Raw genomic sequence first — 22,030 nt, forward strand, 5'->3', positions numbered from 1 at the left:
TTCTGTTTTGGCAAGAGTTCTTAGGAAGTTATAGTTTAATTTTGCCGGTATACATGATGACACCCGGTGGTATCTTATCCAGTGAAAATCCTTTTGGCTTTGTAATTCTTGAATTATTATAAATTGTTTTTAAAAGGTCATCCCTGAAATCAGGATGTGAAATGCTCGCTATGGCAAGTGCTTTGAATCCGGTGGGCAGATCTCGTAAATCCGCAATGCCGTATTCGGTTACAATAACGACACCGTCATAGGCAGAAGCAGTCAGTGTGATGCCGGAGGGGTGAGCAGGGACAATTTTCGATGTTCCATTTCTTGCGCAGCTTCTCATGGCGATAATGGGAGTACCGTATTTTTTATGGCTTAGTGCCCTTACAAAATCAGGCTGCCCGCCAACACCACCGTAATAGGTTGAGGGGTTAATATAATCTGCCCATACATTGCCTGTCAAATCCACACCGATGGCAGTATTGACTGAAAGGAAAGGGGCGCAGGCCTGGAGTTTTTGAGCTGAATTTGTATATATACAGGGCCTCATCTGAACCTGGGAGCGCATATGAACAAAATCATAAAGTTTTTTTGATCCCATAACCAGGCTTGTGGTACTGTATCCGGTATTAATCTTTTTTCTTTTGTTGTTAATGATCCCTTTTTCCTGAAGATGCATCAAACCATCCCCGTATAGCTCGGTCTGTACGCCAAGGTCTTTATAGCCAGCTGAACTGATAACGCCAATAACTGCATCGGGAATTTTCCCTATTCCCACCTGTAAGGTCATTCCATCATCGAGGAAATATTCGGTGATGAGTTCTCCTATCCTCCTTTCTTCATTGGAGAGATTGTCAAAATCAGGAGCATCAAACGCATAGACAGGCTTAATGCCATCTTCAATAATGTAATCAATATCCTGCTCTGAAATGACACTTTGTCCCTGTGTGAAGGGCATGGAAGGGTCAAGCTCGGCAATAACAATCGTGGCGGTCTCAAGAGCTGAGTGGATGGCATCAACAGAAAGACCAAGGCTGTATTCACCGGTCATTTTATTTTGGCGTACTTTCATTATAACGACATCTATTTCGTAAGCACACCCTTTGCCGATCAGGCGGTCCATCGTTCCCAGAGTGCAGGGAAGATAGTATGCCCTTCCAGCATTGGCAGCATCCCTGACGGCACCTCCGGAGAAAATGGAGTAGGCTTTTACCCGGTCTTGCAGGCCGTCTTCGACATAGGGGACATTCCCTTGTAAAAGGATATGGATCATTTTCATAAAAGGAAGCTTGGGGCTTTCTTCCTTGATGGCTTCGGTCAGTGCTTCAATACTGGCAGTGGGGGTTGCAGCGTTTGAGCTGATATAGCAATTTATGTTGTCCCTGTTTCCAAAATGATTAACAAGGATTTTGCCGATATCTTTAAGTTTTATTTTAACCGGGTCTTTTTCCATATCTCTACCTTGGAGTTGAATGGGTATGGTTGATTCGATTGCAAATGTGTCAATGGTAAAGACGATTATACTAAGGGAAAGCAAACAGAGCAAGGGTCATTTTTTGTTCTTTATTATTCAAAGGGTGGAAATACTAAAAAGCTTGCCCATGCTGTGCTTGAAGGTGTTAACAGTGTCGAGGATGTTCAGGGGTTTTTGACTAAGCAGGCGTATTCTCATCAATCCAGTCAAGGTATTCAGCTGATCCGTCCATAATGGGAATCTGAACAATTTGAGGGACTTCATAGCTGTGATGCTGTTTGATGAATTGCTCGACCGATTCATACAGCCTTGTTCTTGTTTTGATAAACAGCCTGATTTCAGGATCAGTATGGATGTCGCCCTTCCAGGTATAGTAACTGGTTATAGAGGAGAGCTGAACACAGGCCGCCAGTTTTTCATTAATGAGTTTTGAAGCGAGGGTGTTTGCTTCCTCGTTGTTGGGACAGGTTGTCAGGATAATGCAGTATGTCATGGTTTTTTATATCTCCTCAAAAGTTAACGTATCGGGTTCAAAAGAGAGGGTTGAAAAATAATTTTCCATGGTTTCAGCACTTCTGATCAGCTCAACACTTGAATCCTCTCTCAACAGCAACTCCTTTGGTCTTAGGTGGCCGTTATAATTAAATCCCATGGCGTGCCCGTGGGCCCCGGTGTCGTGGATAACCAGAATATCACCTTCAACCGTGGCAGGCAGTTCTCTTTGAACGGCAAATTTGTCTATATTTTCGCATAATGCACCCATCACATCGGCTTTTTTCAAAAGGAGAGAATCCTCTTTTCCGTGAATATGGATGTGGTGGTAGGCGTCATACATGCCCGGTCGCATAAGTGCTGACATGGATGCATCCACACCAACATATTTTCTATAGGTATTTTTATGGTTGATTACAGATGTGACCAGCACCCCATGAGGGCCGGTGATATATCGACCGCTTTCCATGTATAGTTTGGGTGCCCATCCATTGATTCCTTTAAATTTTTTGAAAAGCCGGGCAGTTTCACTGGCCATGGAATCAAGGTCAAACGGTTTCGCATCCGGGGCGTAAGGAATGCCCAGTCCGCCGCCAATATTGATAAATTCAAAGGTAATATCAAGTTTTTCACAGATTCGTTCAACTATATCCAGCAGCATTCGGGTGGTTTCAACCATATATTCGTAATTCAGTTCATTGGATGCCAGCATGGTGTGAATACCGAATCTTTTAACCCCAAGTTTTATGGACTGGCTGTAAGCATCGATGATTTGATCATGGCTGACACCATATTTTGATTCCACGGGATTTCCAATGATTTTATTGCCTTTTCGCAGGGGGCCGGGGTTGTACCTGAAACAGATAAGGTCAGGAATGTCCGGTACTTTTGAAATCAAGGAAATGTCATCCAGATTCAGGATACACCCCCCCCATTTTCCAGTGCGGTTTCAAACTGGGAGATGCTGGTGTTATTTGAAGTAAACATGATATCTTCCTTGAAACTGCCGATCTGCCTGGACAAATGGATCTCCGGTGTGGAACTGCAGTCAAATCCAAATCCCATTTCCTGCATGATTTTCATGATGGAGGGGTTTGGCAGTGCTTTGACTGCAAAAAATTCTTTGAATCCCTCAATGTTTTCAAAGGCAGTGTTCAGTTTGCGGCATGTCTCTTTTATCCCTTTTTCATCGTAAATATGGAAAGGTGTTCCAAATGTATCCACAATTTGCGGTAGAAGGCGAGAAAGTCTTTTTTTGTATGAATTTGACATCGGCACGGGGGATAAATTCCTTATTCAAAAGTTTCGGGCAACATTATTTTTGCACTTTCTTTATAGGTGGAAAGGGCGATAAATGTTTTGGTATCTTTTACAACATCAAGGGTTGCTATTTGGGTTCTTAAAATGGTTTCAAGCTCTATATTGTCTGCTACGCGCAGCTTGACCATGAGACAGTCTTCTCCGGCCAGGTAGTGCACCTCCTGGATTTGATCTATTTTTGAAAGCAGTTCGCCGGTTTCAATGAGTCTGGCCTGTGCCGTCACCTTGATTTGGATAAAAGCAATCATTGAACAATTAAACATGTCGGGATTGAGACGAACTTCATACCCCTCAATCACCCCCCGTGCTTCTAACTTTTTAATTCGTTCCAGCACTGCAGATGGAGCCATCCCGATAGTCCTGGCGACTTCTACATTGGGCACCCGCGCTTTTTTTTGCAAAATTTTCAGGATTTGAAGATCAGTACCGTCCATTTTTCACCTTATTTTTTTAAATCATAATAATTGAGTATAATATTCTTATAATTATTTTTTGTCAAGAATATAATTTTTATTATTATATATTTTTACGAACAATATTCATTTTATGTTAAGATGGCACACGGTTTTGGTTTTCATAGCTTCTTAATGACCTTATCCTTGATATTCTGAATGCGGATTACAAGCCCTGTTTGATTTTAAAAAAAAGATATGATTTCCAAAAAACTATTGACATTTTTTTTTAAATCATATAAATATTTTCTGTTTTTTTGATTGGCCTTGGGCCGTTAACTCAGTTGGCAGAGTATCTGCCTTTTAAGCAGAGAGTCGCTGGTTCGAGCCCAGCACGGCCCACCACCAAAAAAAAAGACATTGCGTCCCCATCGTCTAGCCCGGTCCAGGACACCGGCCTTTCACGCCGGCGACAGGGGTTCGAATCCCCTTGGGGACGCCAACAAGAATATCAAGGCTTTCAGTGTTTGCTGAGAGCTTTTTTATTTTTTTAAACCGTTTTTCATTTCAAATTCGAATTTTTTGTACAATTGTAATTGAGTCATAACCCATACAGTGATTCATCTGTATATACTCAATTTTTCGATATTGGAGCATCCCACCTAAAAAAGGCATCAAGTAACATCCTCAGAAAAACCTTGGATAATTTCAGGGGATGATGCTTTCACGGGCGCGGGTATTGGTACACATAAAAAACAAAAGGACCCGGTTAAAGATCCCAAAAGATAATTTTCAATTTGATCATTAATTCTTTACAAAATCAATGCTTCGCTTATATTATAGATATTGTAAATTTTATTAAAATAGGAGCATTTTTTATGGGTTGGTTCAGTCAGCTTTTTAGTAATAATGGACAGGTACCCCCTGCAATATTACCGCGGAAAAATGATCTCTGCTGGTGTGGTAGTGGATCAAAATATAAGAAATGTCATCTTGCAAAGGACAAGCTTTATTTCAAGGAACATCCTATTCTTAAAAAAAAGGGGGTTACTAAAAAATCATGTGGTCCAGTTTTCGGCTGAGGGAAATAATGATAAAAATCCTGTGCGGGTTTTAAAGATATTATGATTTCAAGTTTTGGTAAATTCCAGGCAAATGAAAAAGCACCGTGGAAGGGAAGAAATCCTGCTACCGGGGAGGATATTGATGAGCAAAAATAAACATCTTTACGTGTTATGGACCAATGACAACCCTATTACTGCTGAAAAAATGGTTTTCATGTATACCATTAATTCCCTTCTCAAAGGTTGGTGGGAAAAAGTCACTCTAATAGTTTGGGGAGCGCCTACCAAATTGGTAAGTGAAAATATCGATATTCAAAAAAAAGTTGGAGAAGCTTTGGAAGCTGGTGTTCATGTTACCGCCTGTAGAGCTTGTGCTGATCAATTAGGAGTAACTGATAATCTGGAAAAACTTGGAATTGAAGTAATATATTGGGGAGTTCCGCTTACAGAAATTTTAGTAAATGATGAAAAGCTTTTGACAATATAATCTTGAACAATGACCGCTGTTAAAATCCCATACGATCAATTATCACCAGAAGCTTTACATAGCGTTATCGAAGAATTTGTCACCCGGGACGGCACTGACTATGGAGAAGTTGAAACCCCCTTGGATACAAAAATATCTCAGGTGCTCGGTCAGCTTAAATCCGGGAAAGCTGTTATTGTTTTTGACCAGAAATCTGAAACCTGTACTATTTTAAAAAGGAATGACCCTGTATTGGAGGAGCTTGAAGAGTAATCATTTTTTCATACTCTAAAAGTTGTATTTTTGAATATATTGAGAATGGAAATGAAAAATAAAATTGGATGGTGATTTGATGAGAGTATTATTTTGGTATTGTGATAAATTTGCCTGGAAACCAACAATAAAGACGCTTGAGAATGTTCAAAACTCAGAACCAGAAGAGCATGAAAAAGCTGTGGTTGCCTTCATACATGTTGAACCTAAAGATGTTGAAAATGGCAGTTCTTCTGAAACCAAACTGGTAAAAAATGCTAAATGGCTTGCCCGCAAATGGGATGTAAAAAAAATCCTGCTCCATTCATTTACACATTTGGCTGAAGAAAAAGCCGATCCAGATAAGGCAAAACATCTTTTGGACCAAGTTCAGGATAGACTTGTAAAGGCAGAATATGAAGCATCTCAAACGGCCTATGGGTATTTTAATGATTTGGTTATAGAAGCTAAAGGGCATCCACTTGCCAGAATTTTTAAGGAATTTTGATGCAGAATAGACCGGATTGGCAATCAAAAATTTGATCCATTTGATTTTAGAAAATTTGAATAATTGAAATTTTGGACGGATACAAACTCTACAAAAGGTTTTTTTATGATGATGAAATGGCCCAATTATTTAACAGCAAAAGGGCACCTTTTGAACCAATCGTAGGTTGGCTAATGGAGCGAATGAAAAAGGCATAAGCATGGTATCCAGCGGATAATCCGCTGATGCCTGTCGTTTTCCTCCTAAATGAATACGCAATCTTGCGTATCATGAATGATTGACAAAAGATGTTTCGTCTTGTAATATGCCTTTAAATGAGACACTAAAGAGAAATAACATGCCAAAACCCTTTATTTCAGAAAAATTGCCGCTTGAAAATATTAACTGGGAAAACCTGGTCACCAATATTGTCAAAGCAAATTCCGCAGTGGCAAAATTTGATGGTCTGCTTGAAAGCATTCCAAACCCTTTATTATTTTTAAATCCACTTATGATCCAAGAGGCAGTGTTGTCATCAAAAATTGAAGGAACACAGGCATCTCTGAATGAAGTTTTAGCGTTTGAGGCAGCTCCAAAAAGAAAACAGGACAATATTAACGACATTGAGGAAGTTATCAATTACAGGAATGCCCTGCTGTTTGCCACAAAGGAACTTGAAAACAGACCCGTCTGTTTAAACTTTATTAAAGACATGCACAAGATACTTTTACAAGGAGTAAGGGGTCAAAACAAAGCAAGAGGTGAATTTAGGAGAATTCAAAATTGGATTGGAAAATCAAATTCAACAATTGAAACAGCAAGCTATGTTCCGCCAGAACCGCATCTTCTCTTAGATTTTTTATCTAATTGGGAAAAATATTGCCATTATAATGAAAAAGATAAACTTGTACAATTGGCTATAATCCATGCTCAATTTGAAATCATTCACCCTTTTTTAGATGGAAACGGAAGAATTGGCAGAATTCTTATCCCTCTATTCTTGTTTGAACAAAAAATTCTTAAGTATCCGGCATTGTATGTGAGTGAATTTTTTGAAGAAAACAGACAAAATTATTATGATAATCTAAGAGCAGTATCAGACAAAAAAGCATGGCATGAATGGATTAATTATTTTCTTGAGGCAATTACCAGTCAAGCCATTAACAATACAAAACGAGCTAAAAGTATCATTCAGCTGTATGAAGAAATGAAGCATATTATTCAAGATGTAACCAAATCACGAAATTCTTTGAAAGTTCAGGATTTTCTTTTTTCAAAATTAATATTTGAAACACCAAATTTTACAGAATCAACAGAATTGTCAAAACCACATGCAGCCAGGGTGATAAAAAACTTGCTCGAAAATAAAATAATAGATACTGTCACACCCGCCCAAGGCAGGCGTCCAGCAATGTATTCATTTAAGCCATTAATGGAGATCGTTAAATAATTAAACGAACTAGCAGGACCACTGGACTCACTCAATGATCTGCTCCCGGCACCATGAACATACAGGTGCGTTTTTTTATGGTAATCTGTGACTATTAAATTTCAACTCACCGGTTATTTTCTTTGACACACAGTTACCTAAAAGGATATTCTTATTCAAACAAAATCAAAGATGAAAAAGGAAATTTACATGAAAAAACTTCTAAAATTTATGATTCTGACAACCTTACTGTTATCTTTCACTCTCATTGGATGCAGCAAATTGAGCAAAGAGAATTATGACAAGATTAAGGTCGGAATGGATTATCAACAGGTGATTGAAATTATCGGTGAACCGGATAAATGTGATGCTGCGGTTGGCACAAAAAGCTGTATGTGGGGAAGTGAAACAAAGAATATAAGTATAAAATTTGTTGTTGATAAGGTTATACTTCCTTCTATGAAGGGACTTTAAAAGGAAAATGTTATGAAGATGCAAAAAATGTTGTTTTTAGTATCCTTTATGTTCTTGCTTGTTTCGTCAGCCACTGTTGCTATAGCTGGAGATTTCAGTTGGATGAGGGATCTTAATATCCAAGCTGAAGCTGATCCGGAAGGATTCAAAGCAAGGCTTAGAGCTCGTTTTAAAGTAGGTGATACAGAAATAAAAGCTGTACTCAGAGATGTAACGAATCCTGCGGATGCTTACATGGTTTTCCGTTATGGGGAGATGGCATCAAAGTCAACAAATCAAGTTATGGAAAAATACAGAGAAAAAAAGAAGAAAGGTTGGGGTGTACTTGCCAAAAACCTGGGCATCAAACCCGGATCACAGGAATTCCATACTTTAAAGCGGAATCATGACATGCCTGATGTTTCTAAAAATAACAAAATAAAACTTAAAGATAAAGGTAAAGGTAAAAGCAAGAAAAAGAACAAAGGCAAGAGTTGATAACCTATCCTGCAATTTTTTTGAGATTACACTTAATAAAGTACCAATATATAGATCACATTTCCCGAATCACCGGATATTTTTTTTTGAAAAATTCGGTTACTCTCCAACTTGACGTAACAAAATTATAATTGACCTTTCAAAGAAGTTGAATTATTTTTTGAAAATTTATTTGCGTTACATCACAATATCTATTATTGTAATTTTTATTTAAATCGTGGCCAAATATTAAACGCATTCTGGTTGCTGTATGGTTTGGGAAACGTGCGGAATATGGCAAGTATTCCACCACCTTGGGTCTAATCCCGTTTCGATATAAAAGGGAATTCACATGGCTGAAAAATCGACTTATAAAGAATTAGAAAAAAGGATTCAGGAATTAGAGCAATCAGAATCTGATCGCAGGAAGGCGGAGAATATACTGAAATATAGTCAGTTTCAATTAGAAGCTATTTTTAATAATCTTGATTCATTAATTTACATTACCGATATGGACTCATATGAGATCCTTTTCATGAACGATCACATGAAAAAACTTTATGGAAAGGATCTAATCGGTAAATTATGCTGGAAATCACTTCACAAAAACCAAATTGGTCCCTGTAAATTCTGCTCAAATGATAAATTAGTAAATGCAGATGGAAATCCGACGGGACCCTATGTATGGGAAATTCACAATCAAATATTAGACAAATGGTATGAGCTGCACGATCAAGCAATTCCCTGGACAGGCGGACGACTTGTACGTATGGAAATTGCAATAGATATTACTCACCGAAAAAAAATGGAAGAAAAGCTAAAAAATTGGAATGTCGATCTTGAAGAAAAAATAAAAGAAAGGACTTCCTCTCTTGAAGATGTAAATACAGCTTTACGGGTGCTGTTGAATAAAAGAGAAGAGGATAAAAATCAAATCGGTGAAAATATATATTCTAATTTTAAGTCACTTATACAGCCCCTCCTAAATCAATTGAGAACCCATCTTACAAAGAATGTTCAAGAAGACATGCTTGATATCCTGGAATCCGGTATTAAGGAGATGACCACCCCTTTTTCAAAAAAATTGTCAGGTCCAATGATGGGTTTGACACCTACAGAAATTCAGGTAGCCCACCTTGTTAAAGATGGGAAAACAAACAAAGAAATATCACAACTTCTCAATAAATCCATACGGGCAGTATCCTCACATCGAAATAATATCAGACAAAAATTTGAATTGAAAAATAAAAAAATAAATTTGAGGACTTATTTGTCATCCCTTAATTAATGACAGTTTTTACCTGATAAAATCATGTCTATTTTTTAGCTTTTTAATTTGTTGACCTGTAGTTTGTTCCAAGTAAAATTAAAAAAACAGGAACACTACTGAAAAGCTACTCCATAACACCCACTATCCTTGTAATAGATGATGAACCATCTGTCTTGAAGCTGATGAAACACACTCTGTCAAAAAAAGGATATACGATTGATACAGCTGTGAATGGTGAAGAAGATATCCGAAAATTGTAATTTAAGCTAAAGGAGGTGAAATAAGGACATAATTCTATGGTCATACCTAATTTTTGAGGAATGGAAATTATTCAAAAAACAAAAACATTAAAAGAAAAAGGAGGTTAACGATGCATAAAAAAATATTAATTCTTATTCTTTCATTATTTTTTATAATTGGATCATCTACATTCGGATTTGCGGCGAAGGTGCCTGCTCCTGAAAAAGGGGGGGACGGATTCAAGGCAGTAAGCATGAAAGAAGCAAAAAAACTTCATGAAGACGGCGTGACAGTGGTTGCATGTCACAGCCATACGACTGATTTCATGAAAGGGCATCCTTCCGGTACAATACACATAACGTGCATGGTCCCAAAGGATCACAAACGCACTGATATGCCGTTAAACAAAGTTGACTTTGATATTGCACAGCTTCCAAAAGATAAAAGTACTCCCATTATGACCTATTGTGCGTCAGGCACATGATGGAAATCCTATCACGCCGCCAGGTTGGCGGTTGAGAATGGTTACACAAATGTATATTGGATGAGAGACGGTATCAAGACATGGAAAAAAGCAGGGTACTCCACTGAAGGCAGGTTAAAACTTCTTAATGATTTAATCGATGTAAATAAAATTGATTTTGGCGCATTACTTATAACTGAAAAAGATGCAGGAAAGTTAAAAAATTGCACTTTTGTTGATTTCCGTGATAAATCAAAATATGAAAAAAATCATATTAAAGGTGCTAACTATGTTGATTACAGCGATATGTTTTCTAAACCTATGATGGAGGAATTAAACAAAAGCAATAGTCTGATTGTCATCCATGATGTCCAAGCAATTGCAGGTGCCATCGCTGTCACCTTGAAGCTTATGGACTATCCAGATGTATATATTCTCAAATAAATATTAGGGAAAAATGCATTATATAATTAGGTATGGCCATTTTCCCATGAATAGTTAGAACCATCAATGCATAAAACAGCAATTATTTACAGGGTCAAAAAAGAGGACTGTTTATTCCTTGACAACACTCCATGGTTCCAACAAACTTACTGTTTGTTTAGTTGCATCAAGTCTGAATCTTTTGCCCAGGGGCAGTGTAAAACAGGGTTGGGTGTGACAACAATCAAATTCTCCAAGAATCGGTATGTCTATTTCCCCTGCAATTTCCATTAGAATGTCATGGGGCAATTTACCTGTTTTCTGGTCATCGTATTGTTCATGCTTACCCAAAATTATTCCGCCGATATTTTTAAAATAATGGTGAGCTTTTAACAGGGAGAACAACCGTTCCACATAGGCGGCTGTTTTTGTTGTATCTTCAATAAATAAAATGGTGTTTTTATCTACAGGAGGCATATAGTCGGTACCCAAGATTGTACTCATTGCATTCAATGTTCCGCCCAGGATCCTGCCTTCTACCTGCCCTTTATTTATAGTTAACCATTTATTTTTGTTACGGGTCTTCTCTTTTGTCTTTTCCTCCCAGTTCATAAAATCATCAGTCCAGTAATCCGGCATTTTGTAGGGATGGGGCAGAGAATGATTTTTTAAGAGAATATCCTCAAAATAGGTCCAGGTCATGTTCAGAAAAGGGGAAAATTCTCCAAAAGAATGGATCACAGATGGGCCGTAAAATGTAGTGATGCCAGTTTTTGCGTAAAGTGCCAGCAAAATAGATGTGACATCAGAATGGCCGATGATGATCTTGGGATGTTGTTTAAATGCATCATAATCAATATGGGGCAGCAATGCATTTGAATTGATTCCGCCAATGGTGGAAATGATGCAGTCTACATTGGGATTGGAAATCAGTTCATTCAGTTCATCTGCTCTTTGCTTGGCATTGCCTGACCGGTATCCATCCTTTATGCCGGTCAGGTTTCCCGGCATAAGATGAAATCCTTTATTTTTAAGGAATGTTTTCGCACGTTCAAATCGTTTCGGGGCTGTAAATGTACCAGGAGAAGAGGGTGAAAAAAACGCTATGGTATCCCCTTTTTTAAGTGGCTCAAACAGCATGCTTATTCCTTAATCCCGTTAATATCCTCATTAATAATCACTGCCCGGCTTAAGGCGGTCTCATTTTATCCCTATTCTTGACAACTTCAATGTAATGAAAGTAAATATACTAAGTCAATATGTGTTTTCAATATGTTAATTAAAAGGAGCAACCCCCATTGGCACTCACCAAAACAACAATCATTGAAAAAATTAATCAAACCTGAGGAATGTATGATGAAAAAATATTTAAATGTAATCTTATTCGTTATTATCATTTTAGGTTTTAATAGCCCTTGTTTAGCAAATCCATTGTCAAACATCATGTCATTGTTTCAACGAGACTTGGTAATTGATGTGCTCTATAAAAATCATAGAAACCTTATTCAAGGTAGTGATGTCTATTTAGCAGAAGATCTAAAAGGTCAAAAGGTCTTAATAGGGAAGGTAAGAAAAGTATCCTTGGTTGAGTCTCAAATGTCCAAAGTTGAAATTATTATTGATAAAAAATATAAAGAAAAAATATATGAGACCACACCATTTGTTTTGGTGAGCAATCTTTTTTCAAAAAATTCAAATGCACACATTGTTGCTGTTTCCTCTTTAGAAGCATCGGATAAAACACCTTTAAAATCAGGATCTTTAGTGAAAGGGATTACCTTTTTAGAATACAAAATTGCTACCGCTGAAGAAGAGTTAAAAAAGGTAATGGGGAGTATTAAAAAACAAAATAATGAGATTGTGAGTCAACTTGAAGAATATTTAGATACTTTTAACACTGAAGCATTTCATAAAAAGATAGATGAGCTTGTTAATCAAATTTCACAATTTTCAGCAGAACAAAAAGAAACTTTTAAAAAAGAAGTTTTACCAGCGCTCAGAAATATGTTTGACTCGATAATGGAACAACTTGAAGAGCAAAAGAATATGGAAAAATCAGAGGATTTAGAAAAACGATTAAAGGAAATAGAAGATATGGTTGAGGTCTAATTGCTGATCATACATTAAATAATAATTTTTGGCTTCTATATTACAAGGAAAAGGAGCGAGCAGGTTTAAAAATCAATGTCAACTGTATCAAACATTATTGAAGTCAGGCAGTTAAAGAAAAAATATAATGGCAACACTGCGGTGGATGGTATTTCTCTTACTATCGCCAAAGGCAGTTGTTTTGGCCTTTTAGGTCCGAATGGAGCCGGGAAAACCACTATCGTGGAAATGATGGAGAATATCATTGCACAGGATTCCGGTGATATTTTTTACAAAGGTGGTGAAAGAGACAAAGCCTTTAACCAGGAAGTTGGCATCCAGTTCCAGCACACAGAGCTTCTGGCATTTTTAACCGTGGAAGAAACCTTAAGGACATTTGCCGCTTTTTATCATAACCATTTACCGGTTGAGGACATTATTGCCTTGTGCATGCTTGAAAACATTAAAAAGAGTCTGAATAATAAAATTTCAGGCGGCCAGCGGCAAAGGCTGTTGCTGGGGCTTGCCCTTTTAAATGATCCGGAACTCATATTTTTAGATGAGCCGTCCACCGGTCTTGATCCCCAGGCAAGAAAACATATTTGGGAAATCATCCACGATATGAATAAAAAAGGAAGGACCATTATTTTGACCACCCATTATATGGAAGAGGCTGAAAGCTTATGTGATACGATTGCCATTATGGATAAAGGGCGTATCATTGAACAGGGGTCTCCTGAGAACCTGGTGGACAAACATTGTAAAGATATGGACAGCCCCCGGAACCTGGAGTCTGTTTTTTTAAAATTAACCGGTAAGCGCTTAAGAGAATAGTATCATGAGTTTCAAAAGGATGTGGGCACTGTTTGTGGCCAGGAACTTCGAGTTTATAAGAGATCGGGCAGGATTTGGCTGGAATATTCTTTTTCCGTTTTTAATTGTTGCAGGGTTTGGTGTAATTTTCAGTTCCGATTCAAGATCTGAATTCAAACTGGGTGTTTTCCCGGTAAAACAAGATTCGATGACAGTCAATGAGCTTAAGATTCCTGAGAAACTTAAAACCTATGACCACATCAAGATTGTCCCTTTTGAAACCCATGATGAGGCCATGGATAAGCTCCTGCACCACAAGATAGATATTTTGTTAGAAAATAAAGGTCCGAAACTCAGGTACTGGATCAACAATTCGTCTCCCAAGGGATATGTGTTGGAAAAAGTGGTCAAGGAATCCATTATACCCGAAGAGATGTTTGCATCCAGGGTAATTAAACAGCAAATCAAAGGTGCGCAGGTACGATATATAGACTGGCTCTTTCCGGGTATTCTTGGGATGAATATCATGTTTTCTTCCCTTTTCGGGGTGGGGTATGTCATTGTCAGATACAGGAGAAGCGGTGTGTTAAAACGGCTTAAGGCAACCCCTGTTACGGCATTTGAATATCTGACCGCCCAATTGGTATCCCGGGTTTTGATTTTGCTGGCAACATCATCTCTGGTCTGGTTTGGATGTGATTTATTTTTTTCTTTTCAGATGCAGGGATCTTATTTTGATGCATTTGTGATTTTTCTGGCAGGAAGCATCTGTCTTGTCTCCCTTGGATTGATCATCGCATGCCGGGGGACGAATGAAGAATTAACCAACGGGGCTATTAATTTTATTTGCTGGCCCATGATGTTCTTGTCTGAAGTATGGTTTTCCATAGAAGGGGCATCGGCCTGGGTTAAAAGCATTGCAAACGCGCTCCCGTTAACTCATTTTCTATCGGCAGTCAGAAAAATTATCAATGATGGTGCCACGCTTTCCGAGGTCTCCTCTGAGATTACCATACTCCTTGTGATGAGCCTTGCTTTCCTGTGTATCGGTTCTTTGTTATTTTCCTGGACAAAATAAAGACAATTTAAATGGGATTCATCATACCTATTTATAAATAATTCAATATATTGTATAAGACAAAAAAAGTTTTCGTTTAATTTTTGGAGGTTAAAACATGAAACCGGTTGTGGCCCTTCTGGGCAGACCCAATGTGGGCAAATCCACATTGTTTAACAGGATTATACGCTCAAGACAGGCGCTTGTGGATGATTTTCCGGGTGTGACAAGGGATAGGCACTATGCGGATGCACTATGGGATGATATTGAGTTTACCGTGATCGATACGGGCGGGTTTTTAAGTTCGGATGATGATTATTTTGCCTCCCAGATTAAAGAGCAGTTGACAGCTGCAGCTGACCAGGCTGATGTCCTCATATTCATCATGGATGGCCGGGCAGGATTGTCACCCTATGACCGGGAGCTGGCTGATTTTTTACGAAGGATGTCCAAACCGGTGTTTTATCTGATCAATAAAATAGAAAGCACCAAACAGTATGATGAGCTTTCAGAGTTTTATTCATTGGGCATTGATCATTTTTATAAGATTTCAGCAGAACACGGTATTGGTGTGGGTGATTTTTTAGATGACCTTATGGAAGCGCTGCCGGAATATGAGCAGGAAGACGACGACGATGACTCCCTGATTAAAATTGCCATTGTCGGCCGGCCCAATGTAGGAAAATCTTCCCTTGCCAACAGGCTGTTTGGCGAACAGCGGGTAGTGGTCGATGAAAAGGCTGGTACCACAAGAGATGCCATAGAACTCAGTGTTGAGCATAGAGGCAGGCAGTTTGTCCTTGTGGATACGGCAGGTATTCGACGTAAGGGCAAGGTCACCCAGAAAATTGAAAAATTTTCAATCCTGAAGGCATTGAAAAGTCTTGATGAGTGTGATGTGGCGTTAATTTTGATTGATTCAGATGAAGGGATTACGGATCAGGATATTACCATTGCGGGATATGCTGAAGACAGGGGATGCGGCGCCCTGTTTCTGTTAAACAAGTGGGACCTTCTGGACAAGGAACGAAAAAATATAAAAAAATATATGAAGGATTTAAGGTATAAGGCAAAATTTTTATCCTATGCGCCTGCCATAACGATTTCAGCCCTGACAGGACAACGCTGCCATAGGATCCTGGATGAAGTCGTCAAAATCTACAAGGAATATTGCCACAGGATCAATACCGGTGTGCTGAATCGGATTATTGAGGATGCTGTTTACAGGGAAGAGCCTTCATTGCATAAAGGGAAAAGATTAAAATTTTTCTACTCCACACAGGTAGCGGCAAAACCACCGTGCTTTGTTTGTTTTGTCAATTTTTCAAAAGCAGTTCATTTTTCCTATAAGCGATATCTGATCAATCAGTTGAGGCAGATGATTCCTTTGGAAAAAACGCCCATTAAACTCTATTTCAGGGAAAAGACAGGGAAAATAGCATTTTCAGGTAACACAAGAGAGGACCAAAGAATTTTTAAGAAAAAGAAAAGACAGATGACCAAAAAACAAAAGTTGCGAAAAGAACAGAGTCAAAGAAAAAGAAAAAGGGACATGGACAACGCTTAAACAGAATGAATCTTTTTGAATCTCATAAACCCCTGGATAAATCCTTATCCCGTCCTCTGGCTGACAGAATGCGCCCCAGAACCCTTGATGAGCTTGTGGGTCAGGAGCACCTGACAGCCAAAGGAAGCCTTCTTCAAAAGGCCATTGAAGATGACAGGGTATTTTCCATCCTTCTCTGGGGGCCGCCCGGATGCGGCAAGACAACTTTGGCAGGAATTATTGCCAATGAAACAAAATCTGAATTTGTAAAAATATCTGCTGTTCTATCCGGGGTTAAAGACATCCGGCAGATTATCGAACAGGCCAAAAGAAACCGGGCGTTGTATCAAAAACGAACCATTCTTTTTGTGGACGAAATTCACAGGTTCAACAAAGCCCAGCAGGACGCCTTTCTCCATCATGTGGAAAAAGGGTTGATTATTCTTGTGGGGGCTACCACGGAAAATCCTTCCTTTGAAGTCATTCCCGCCCTGGTATCCCGATGCAGGGTATTTACCCTTAAAGCCCTTGAAAAAGAAAGCATCTTAATTATTTTAAAACGGGCATTAACAGATCCGGAAAACGGTCTGGATCTTAAGAAAGACAGGCTGTCTCATGATGCATTGGAGCACATAGCAAGGGTGTCTGACGGCGATGCCCGGATTGCCCTGATCAATCTTGAGACGGCAATGCTTCATTTCGTTCAAAAAAAACAGATTGATGTTCAGGATATTGAGACTGCCATCGAAAAAAAATCATTGTTATACGATAAGGCGGGAGAGGAACATTTTAATCTGATCTCTGCATTTATCAAGAGCATGCGGGGCAGTGATCCGGATGCAGCGATTTACTGGCTTGAACGGATGCTCATGGCAGGAGATGACCCGTATTACATGCTCAGAAGAATGATCCGGTTTGCTACAGAAGATATTGGGATGGCTGATCCGGGAGCGCTGACCATGGCCTTGAATGCCAGTGAATCCTTTCGGATTTTAGGCCACCCGGAAGGGGACGACGTACTCTTTCAGGCAGCCATCTATCTTGCAACCGCTCTCAAGAGCAATGCAGTCTATACAGCGCATAAACAGGTAAAAAAGATAATTCGAAAGATCGGTTATTCACCGGTTCCGCTTCATATCAGGAATGCCCCGACAAAGTTGATGAAAGATTTGAATTACGGCAAAGGGTACAAGTATGCCCATGATTATAAGGATGCCTATATTCCCCAGTCCTATCTGCCGGACGACCTTGGAGAGCAGCGGTTTTATTTTCCAATGGATCGGGGATATGAGAAAACTGTAAAACTAAGGCTCGAAGCCTGGATCAAATTAAAAAAGAAAACAGATAAACAGTTCTGATGCGTATTGGCCGGAGGCTTTCCAATGAATCAGTTAAGGGGCTGCCTGAAATGCATGATTCTGCCAAGGGCCAGATCGTACTCGTTCCAGTCATCGAGATACGAGCTTAAGGCCTCCCTGTAATGGTGGGATGCTTTTTCCCTGTTTTGATCTCCTTCTGCCCACAGGCCCAGTGCCGTGTGCAGGGTAATTAGTTTTTCAGGTTTTTTCCCGGCAAGTTTAATCAGCTTACCCTCTTTTATTTTTGAAACAAGGTGTTTGCTGATAATGCTGTACCAGGGGTTATGGATTTCGTTTGAAAATTTAGTTAGGTGATCCATTGATTCCTGTCGGTTTCCCATGATATTCAGAATTTCTCCTTTTAATAATCCCAGACTGAGACTTAAGGCGGACTCCCGGGTGGGTTGCTTAAAATAGGCATCAATGAAGTCAAGTGCCTTTTGCCATTCACTGTTTACGGCATGGTAAAAAGCGATTCTTCCAACAATGGTCCTGTTTTCCGGTGCTATTTCAAGAAGTTTGATATAACTTTGGATTTTTTTTTCATGGCTCAATTTGTTCGACTCAAATTCGTTAATCAATGCTGCCATCATTGCCCTGCGTTCGGCTGCCTGCTTTTTGTGTTCTCTGGCTTTCTGCCGGAATACTTCAACATCCTTTTTGTGCAATTGTTTATCTTCCAGATATGTCGCATGTTCTTCCTGGATGCGATTCAGCCTTGAAAAAGAAAGAAAATAAACCCAATTATTGATACCGGCACTTAGAATAGATTGTTTAAACATTTTTTGGGCAGTGCCTAATTCATTATTTTTTTCTGAAATAAGCCCTTCAACAAACAGTCTCCAGCTTTTTTCGGCCCGGGTTTCATACTCAATAAATCCGGGGCGCATTCTTTTTTTATCTTTTAATACTTTTGCAAGATAGCCTAAAAATTCATCTCCTTCATACCAGTCCATAGTAAAAAAGCCTTTTGTAATGCCATTGGTTCTTTCACGGGTTTTTATCCAGTTGATGATATAGAGCATCAGCCGGGAGGTTGTGTTTTCCTGTTCGATCAAGGAAATGGTTTTAAAAAAATGCCTGCTCTTATCAAAATCCCCGGTACAAAACTTCAGCATTCCTGCTGAAAACAGCAGGACAGGGTCTTTGCTTGTTTTAAGCATGGTTTCACAGAGATCGGCAGCTTCCTTGAATTTATTTTCATTTGCAAGGCTGGTAATCTGTTCAAGTTTGGATGTCAAAGAAAAATCAAGAACCCCATCCCAATGAGGTTGACCTGTTTTAATCGATTCAATAAACCTTGCCGGTCTTGAAATGGGCAGTATGAGTCCAAAATCTGATAAAGGCGCGGTAAGTTTAAAATATTCACTTATCTGATCTGTCACCACTCCGGATGCAATACCGATGACACGGCCTTTGTCATTGATAGCAGGTCCCCCACTGTTGCCTTTATAAATCGAGGAGTCCACCTGGATAATTTCTCTGGATGTCCTTCTGACATGTCCCCTGGTAATACTTGTATTAATATGGTCACCCTGGGTACGGCTTCCTAAGGGGAATCCTAAGATTACCACAGGTGAGAGACGCTGGATATCATCGGAAGCAATTGTCGTTTCAAGGGGTAAAGGTTTCAGGTTGGAAGGCAGTGCATCTATTTTTAAAACCGCAAAATCGTTTTTAAATGGAGACTTTATTATTTCGCCGGTTTTCACAGAAGACCTTGGAACCCCGGCGATTCTTAAGTTGCCTTCGCCACCAGTGCTGTATGCGGATGAAAGATAATAAGAATCCGATAATTCCCTGCTGTCTCTTAATGCCGGCAAACGGTTAAACGCTTTTTCTCCTTCAAACCACAAAAACATTCTGTAATCAAATTTAACGGGTTTTTTAAAAATGGCATACCGGTTATGAACCTGGAAAAGAGAGATGTCATCAAGCCATGGACAGGCGACGTGACGATTGGTTAAAAGATATCCGTTGCTGTCCACCAGAAAGGCCGTGCCTTCCACCTTGTTTTTATATATAATTTTCTGGGTGTCAGACAGCCAGTATTCCACCAGAAGAAATGCAACAGAACTGGCATAGGATTCAACAAAATTAGAAACTACCACTTCTTTTTTGTTTTTATCAAAAGTGACATACAGCCATGAGAAGGCGCCAAAGGCAATGATCCCCATAATAATTAAAATCAAAAGGATCACCACCTTTTTAAACCACCGTAATTCTTTGAGCAGCCTGGGCTTTTTTTTATAGGGTGATAGTTTTCGGTTTGAATAAGGCAGCCGGTCTAAAATGTGTGATAACGCAGATACTACTTTGCCCATGGTTTGAGGCCGCAGGTCCGGGTCGTCCGACAGCATGATTTTGATCAGAACGGCAAGTTCAGGATCTAGACCTTTTAGTTCATCAACCTTTGAGGAGAAGTCTTTCAGGTTGTGGTCTGCGGTTAAAAGTTCAATAAATATTTTCCCAAGAGACCAGATACCGCTTTTAAAATCAATGGCTCCCTGGTTGATAATATCAGGGTGACATTCAAGCAATTTTTGCAGCATGGGACCGTGGTGGGTTGCCCTTGCACTCAGAAACCTGGAAAGCTTATAGTTGATTTTTACATGGAGATTTTTTGTTTTTTCTTTTGGGATCAGGATATCATCAAGAATCAGGTAGGGCATAAAATGATCAGCTTTATTTAACATATCAAGTACGGATGCGATATTGTGAAAAAGGGTGATTATCCTGCGCTGGTCATTCAATTGTCCGGACATAAAGATAGAGCCCCAATCAGACGCATCGACCCATTCGCTGACCCTGTACCAGAGCCCGTCACTGCTTTTTTTAACGGTATAATGCTGGACAAAGTGCTCGGACGGCAGTTTGTTGAGTTCTTTGAGCTCTTTTTCGAGCCGTTTGGCAACACGGTCATCCACGCCTGATTCTTTCGCGAATAATCTGATGGAAACCGGCGTTTTACCATGGCCTTTTACAGCTTTGCAGACAAGAGAGGAATGGCCCTCATGGATAATGGCCAAAATCCTGTAATCATCAATAAATTTTATTCCGTCTACAATGTGGCCGCCGCAGGCCGGGCACGTTGTAATCTTTTGAGAGATAATTTGTCCGCATGATTTGCATTGTTTCATAATCGGGACTCTTTATCGATTCTTTAAGTTTGCATGAAGGTTAATTGCAAACTTGAGTTAGTCATCATAAGATGAGGCCTTTTCCTTTTATAATAAGGTGGTTAGCAAGGATAGTCAAGAAAAAGGCAGGGGTAGAAAGAGCCAAATGTCTGTCGGGATCAAATCTATTTCTTGACAGTCTGTGAGAATCGTTTTATTCAGTATTAAAGAAAAAATATTTGTGCGGGAGCATGATTGTCATGCTGAGAGGGGTTTGCCCGACCGTTCATAACCTGATCCGGATAATGCCGGCGGAGGGAACGAATCTATTATTAACCATTCTCTGATGATCAGATGTTTTTTTCAGAGGATGGTTTTTTTATTTTGGAGAGAAATGATGAAACAAAAGATTTTTTTGATTATAGTATGCTTAGTACTGATCAGCCTTTTTGCCTGCTCAAAAGAAGAGCAAAACCAGGATGAAGCACAACCGATAATAACTGAGAGTCAAACGGTAACTATTATGACCCATGACAGTTTTAGTGTCAGTAAAGAGGTCGTCTCAAGGTTTGAAGCCAGGCTTCATGCAAAAATTATCATCCTGAAATCCGGAGACGCGGGAGAAGCGCTTAACAAGGCGATTTTGTCAAAAAACAATCCCCTTGCAGATATCTTTTACGGGGTAGATAATACATTTTTAAGCAGGGCTTTGAAAGCAGATATGTTTGTTGCTTACGCCCCTTTGCACTTGGATGCGGTTGACCAGGCGCTGAAACTGGACCCTGAAAACAGGCTCGTTCCAGTGGATTTTGGAGATGTCTGTTTGAATTATGATATCAAATGGTTTAAGGAGAATAATAAAGTGCCTCCTGCCATGCTGGAAGATTTAATAAAACCTGCATATAAAGGATTAACCGTTGTTGAAAATCCTGCAACATCTTCTCCGGGACTGGCGTTTTTACTGGCAACCATCAGCCGGTTTGGCCAGGACGGGTATATTGATTACTGGCAAAAACTTAAAGCCAATGAGGTTCTTGTGACCAATGGCTGGAAAGAAGCTTATTGGGGAAAATTCACCGCAGCATCCAAAGGGGATAAACCCATTGTCGTCAGTTATGCATCAAGCCCGTCTGCTGAAGTCTTTTTTTCTGAAACAAAGTTAAATCAAGCCCCCACCGGCGTAGTGATTGAAAACGGATCTGCATTCAGGCAGATTGAGTTTGCAGGGATTTTAAAAGGGACTTCCAACATGGAGCTTGCAAAAAAAACCATGGACTTTATCCTGTCAAAAGATTTTCAGGAAGATATCCCCTTGCAGATGTTTGTTTTCCCGGCAAACAAAAATGTCGAACTGCCGGATGT

The 22,030-nt window shown here is 39.4% G+C and carries 24 protein-coding genes, 2 tRNA genes and 1 riboswitch; of the genes, 19 read left to right on the top strand and 7 right to left on the bottom strand.

The genetic code is table 11. The features are described from left to right. Nucleotides 1-28: 28 nt before the first annotated feature. The 5 genes from HGJ91_RS08310 to HGJ91_RS08325 all read right to left on the bottom strand — a co-directional run bounded on the left by HGJ91_RS08310 (nt 29) and on the right by HGJ91_RS08325 (nt 3,705). Nucleotides 29-1,438 carry an acetyl-CoA hydrolase/transferase C-terminal domain-containing protein gene (locus tag HGJ91_RS08310; protein ID WP_291347258.1) on the bottom strand — a complete coding sequence of 470 codons (1,410 nt, stop codon included), beginning with the start codon at nt 1,436-1,438 and terminating at the stop codon, nt 29-31. Between the two features lie 199 nt (nt 1,439-1,637). After that, nucleotides 1,638-1,952 (bottom strand): divalent-cation tolerance protein CutA, encoded by a 315-nt coding sequence (gene cutA / locus HGJ91_RS08315; RefSeq protein WP_291347259.1) that lies wholly within the window; start codon nt 1,950-1,952, stop codon nt 1,638-1,640. A 6-nt stretch (nt 1,953-1,958) separates the two neighbouring features. Then, entirely contained in the window at nt 1,959-2,849 is an 891-nt protein-coding gene (locus HGJ91_RS08320; protein ID WP_367142589.1) for a hypothetical protein, read from the bottom strand. 17 nt (nt 2,850-2,866) lie between these two features. Continuing rightward, entirely contained in the window at nt 2,867-3,223 is a 357-nt protein-coding gene (locus HGJ91_RS16520; RefSeq protein WP_367142591.1) for a hypothetical protein, read from the bottom strand. A 20-nt stretch (nt 3,224-3,243) separates the two neighbouring features. Continuing rightward, nucleotides 3,244-3,705 carry an Lrp/AsnC family transcriptional regulator gene (locus HGJ91_RS08325; protein ID WP_291347260.1) on the bottom strand — a complete coding sequence of 154 codons (462 nt, stop codon included), beginning with the start codon at nt 3,703-3,705 and terminating at the stop codon, nt 3,244-3,246. 287 nt (nt 3,706-3,992) lie between these two features. Here HGJ91_RS08325 and HGJ91_RS08330 point away from each other — a divergent pair. The 13 genes from HGJ91_RS08330 to HGJ91_RS08390 all read left to right on the top strand — a co-directional run bounded on the left by HGJ91_RS08330 (nt 3,993) and on the right by HGJ91_RS08390 (nt 10,708). Next, nucleotides 3,993-4,068 (top strand) — tRNA-Lys (locus tag HGJ91_RS08330). 19 nt (nt 4,069-4,087) lie between these two features. Next, nucleotides 4,088-4,165: transfer RNA gene (locus tag HGJ91_RS08335), tRNA-Glu, on the top strand. Nucleotides 4,166-4,541: 376 nt separating this feature from the next. Continuing rightward, the gene (locus HGJ91_RS08340) at nt 4,542-4,745 is read left to right on the top strand and encodes an SEC-C metal-binding domain-containing protein (RefSeq protein ID WP_291347278.1); all 204 of its coding nucleotides are present in this window, start codon (nt 4,542-4,544) and stop codon (nt 4,743-4,745) included. Nucleotides 4,746-4,787: 42 nt separating this feature from the next. Continuing rightward, nucleotides 4,788-4,883, top strand: coding sequence for an HU family DNA-binding protein (locus tag HGJ91_RS08345; protein WP_367142590.1), 96 nt, complete (start codon nt 4,788-4,790; stop codon nt 4,881-4,883). Further along, a complete protein-coding gene (locus tag HGJ91_RS08350; RefSeq protein ID WP_291347261.1) occupies nt 4,870-5,214 on the top strand; it encodes a DsrE family protein in 345 nt (114 codons plus the stop codon). Before HGJ91_RS08345 ends, HGJ91_RS08350 begins: the two co-directional genes overlap by 14 nt. 9 nt (nt 5,215-5,223) lie before the next feature. Continuing rightward, nucleotides 5,224-5,466, top strand: a complete 243-nt coding sequence (locus tag HGJ91_RS08355; protein WP_291347262.1) for a YheU family protein — start codon at nt 5,224-5,226, stop codon at nt 5,464-5,466. 64 nt (nt 5,467-5,530) lie between these two features. Then, the gene (locus HGJ91_RS08360) at nt 5,531-5,953 is read left to right on the top strand and encodes a threonyl-tRNA synthetase editing domain-containing protein (protein ID WP_291347263.1); all 423 of its coding nucleotides are present in this window, start codon (nt 5,531-5,533) and stop codon (nt 5,951-5,953) included. Between the two features lie 277 nt (nt 5,954-6,230). Continuing rightward, the gene (locus HGJ91_RS08365) at nt 6,231-7,382 is read left to right on the top strand and encodes a Fic/DOC family N-terminal domain-containing protein (RefSeq protein ID WP_291347264.1); all 1,152 of its coding nucleotides are present in this window, start codon (nt 6,231-6,233) and stop codon (nt 7,380-7,382) included. Nucleotides 7,383-7,571: 189 nt separating this feature from the next. Beyond that, entirely contained in the window at nt 7,572-7,835 is a 264-nt protein-coding gene (locus HGJ91_RS08370; RefSeq protein ID WP_291347265.1) for a DUF3862 domain-containing protein, read from the top strand. A gap of 12 nt (nt 7,836-7,847) precedes the next feature. Next, nucleotides 7,848-8,312: a hypothetical protein gene (locus HGJ91_RS08375; protein WP_291347266.1), complete on the top strand. Its 465-nt coding sequence runs from the start codon at nt 7,848-7,850 to the stop codon at nt 8,310-8,312. A 331-nt stretch (nt 8,313-8,643) separates the two neighbouring features. Beyond that, nucleotides 8,644-9,579 (top strand): LuxR C-terminal-related transcriptional regulator, encoded by a 936-nt coding sequence (locus HGJ91_RS08380; protein WP_291347267.1) that lies wholly within the window; start codon nt 8,644-8,646, stop codon nt 9,577-9,579. 352 nt (nt 9,580-9,931) lie between these two features. Next, a complete protein-coding gene (locus HGJ91_RS08385) occupies nt 9,932-10,285 on the top strand; it encodes a hypothetical protein (protein WP_291347268.1) in 354 nt (117 codons plus the stop codon). 60 nt (nt 10,286-10,345) lie between these two features. Then, nucleotides 10,346-10,708: a rhodanese-like domain-containing protein gene (locus tag HGJ91_RS08390; RefSeq protein WP_291347269.1), complete on the top strand. Its 363-nt coding sequence runs from the start codon at nt 10,346-10,348 to the stop codon at nt 10,706-10,708. Between the two features lie 111 nt (nt 10,709-10,819). On the opposite strand, the gene HGJ91_RS08395 is transcribed toward HGJ91_RS08390, so the two are convergent. Beyond that, nucleotides 10,820-11,827 carry a S66 peptidase family protein gene (locus HGJ91_RS08395; RefSeq protein ID WP_291347270.1) on the bottom strand — a complete coding sequence of 336 codons (1,008 nt, stop codon included), beginning with the start codon at nt 11,825-11,827 and terminating at the stop codon, nt 10,820-10,822. A gap of 213 nt (nt 11,828-12,040) precedes the next feature. Here HGJ91_RS08395 and HGJ91_RS08400 point away from each other — a divergent pair, with 213 nt between their 5' ends. The 5 genes from HGJ91_RS08400 (at nt 12,041) to HGJ91_RS08420 (ending at nt 17,549) form a co-directional block, all read left to right on the top strand. Continuing rightward, nucleotides 12,041-12,796 (top strand): hypothetical protein, encoded by a 756-nt coding sequence (locus tag HGJ91_RS08400; RefSeq protein ID WP_291347271.1) that lies wholly within the window; start codon nt 12,041-12,043, stop codon nt 12,794-12,796. Nucleotides 12,797-12,871: 75 nt separating this feature from the next. Beyond that, complete coding sequence (locus HGJ91_RS08405) at nt 12,872-13,609, top strand: ABC transporter ATP-binding protein (protein ID WP_291347272.1); 738 nt, start codon at nt 12,872-12,874, stop codon at nt 13,607-13,609. A gap of 4 nt (nt 13,610-13,613) precedes the next feature. Beyond that, nucleotides 13,614-14,666 carry an ABC transporter permease gene (locus HGJ91_RS08410; RefSeq protein WP_291347273.1) on the top strand — a complete coding sequence of 351 codons (1,053 nt, stop codon included), beginning with the start codon at nt 13,614-13,616 and terminating at the stop codon, nt 14,664-14,666. Between the two features lie 97 nt (nt 14,667-14,763). Then, nucleotides 14,764-16,212 carry a ribosome biogenesis GTPase Der gene (der, locus tag HGJ91_RS08415; RefSeq protein ID WP_291347274.1) on the top strand — a complete coding sequence of 483 codons (1,449 nt, stop codon included), beginning with the start codon at nt 14,764-14,766 and terminating at the stop codon, nt 16,210-16,212. Between the two features lie 5 nt (nt 16,213-16,217). Continuing rightward, nucleotides 16,218-17,549, top strand: a complete 1,332-nt coding sequence (locus HGJ91_RS08420) for a replication-associated recombination protein A (protein WP_291347275.1) — start codon at nt 16,218-16,220, stop codon at nt 17,547-17,549. A gap of 29 nt (nt 17,550-17,578) precedes the next feature. On the opposite strand, the gene HGJ91_RS08425 is transcribed toward HGJ91_RS08420, so the two are convergent. After that, on the bottom strand, nt 17,579-20,689 hold the full coding sequence (locus HGJ91_RS08425; protein ID WP_291347276.1) for a trypsin-like peptidase domain-containing protein: 3,111 nt from the start codon (nt 20,687-20,689) through the stop codon (nt 17,579-17,581). 212 nt (nt 20,690-20,901) lie between these two features. Beyond that, nucleotides 20,902-21,005: riboswitch (TPP riboswitch) on the top strand. Between the two features lie 60 nt (nt 21,006-21,065). On the opposite strand from HGJ91_RS08425, the gene HGJ91_RS08430 reads away from it, so the two are divergent. Continuing rightward, on the top strand, nt 21,066-22,030 hold a 965-nt coding region (locus HGJ91_RS08430), incomplete at its 3' end, for a thiamine ABC transporter substrate-binding protein (protein ID WP_291347277.1).

The sequence above is a fragment of the Desulfobacula sp. genome (assembly GCF_014237455.1).
Lineage (GTDB): Bacteria > Desulfobacterota > Desulfobacteria > Desulfobacterales > Desulfobacteraceae > Desulfobacula.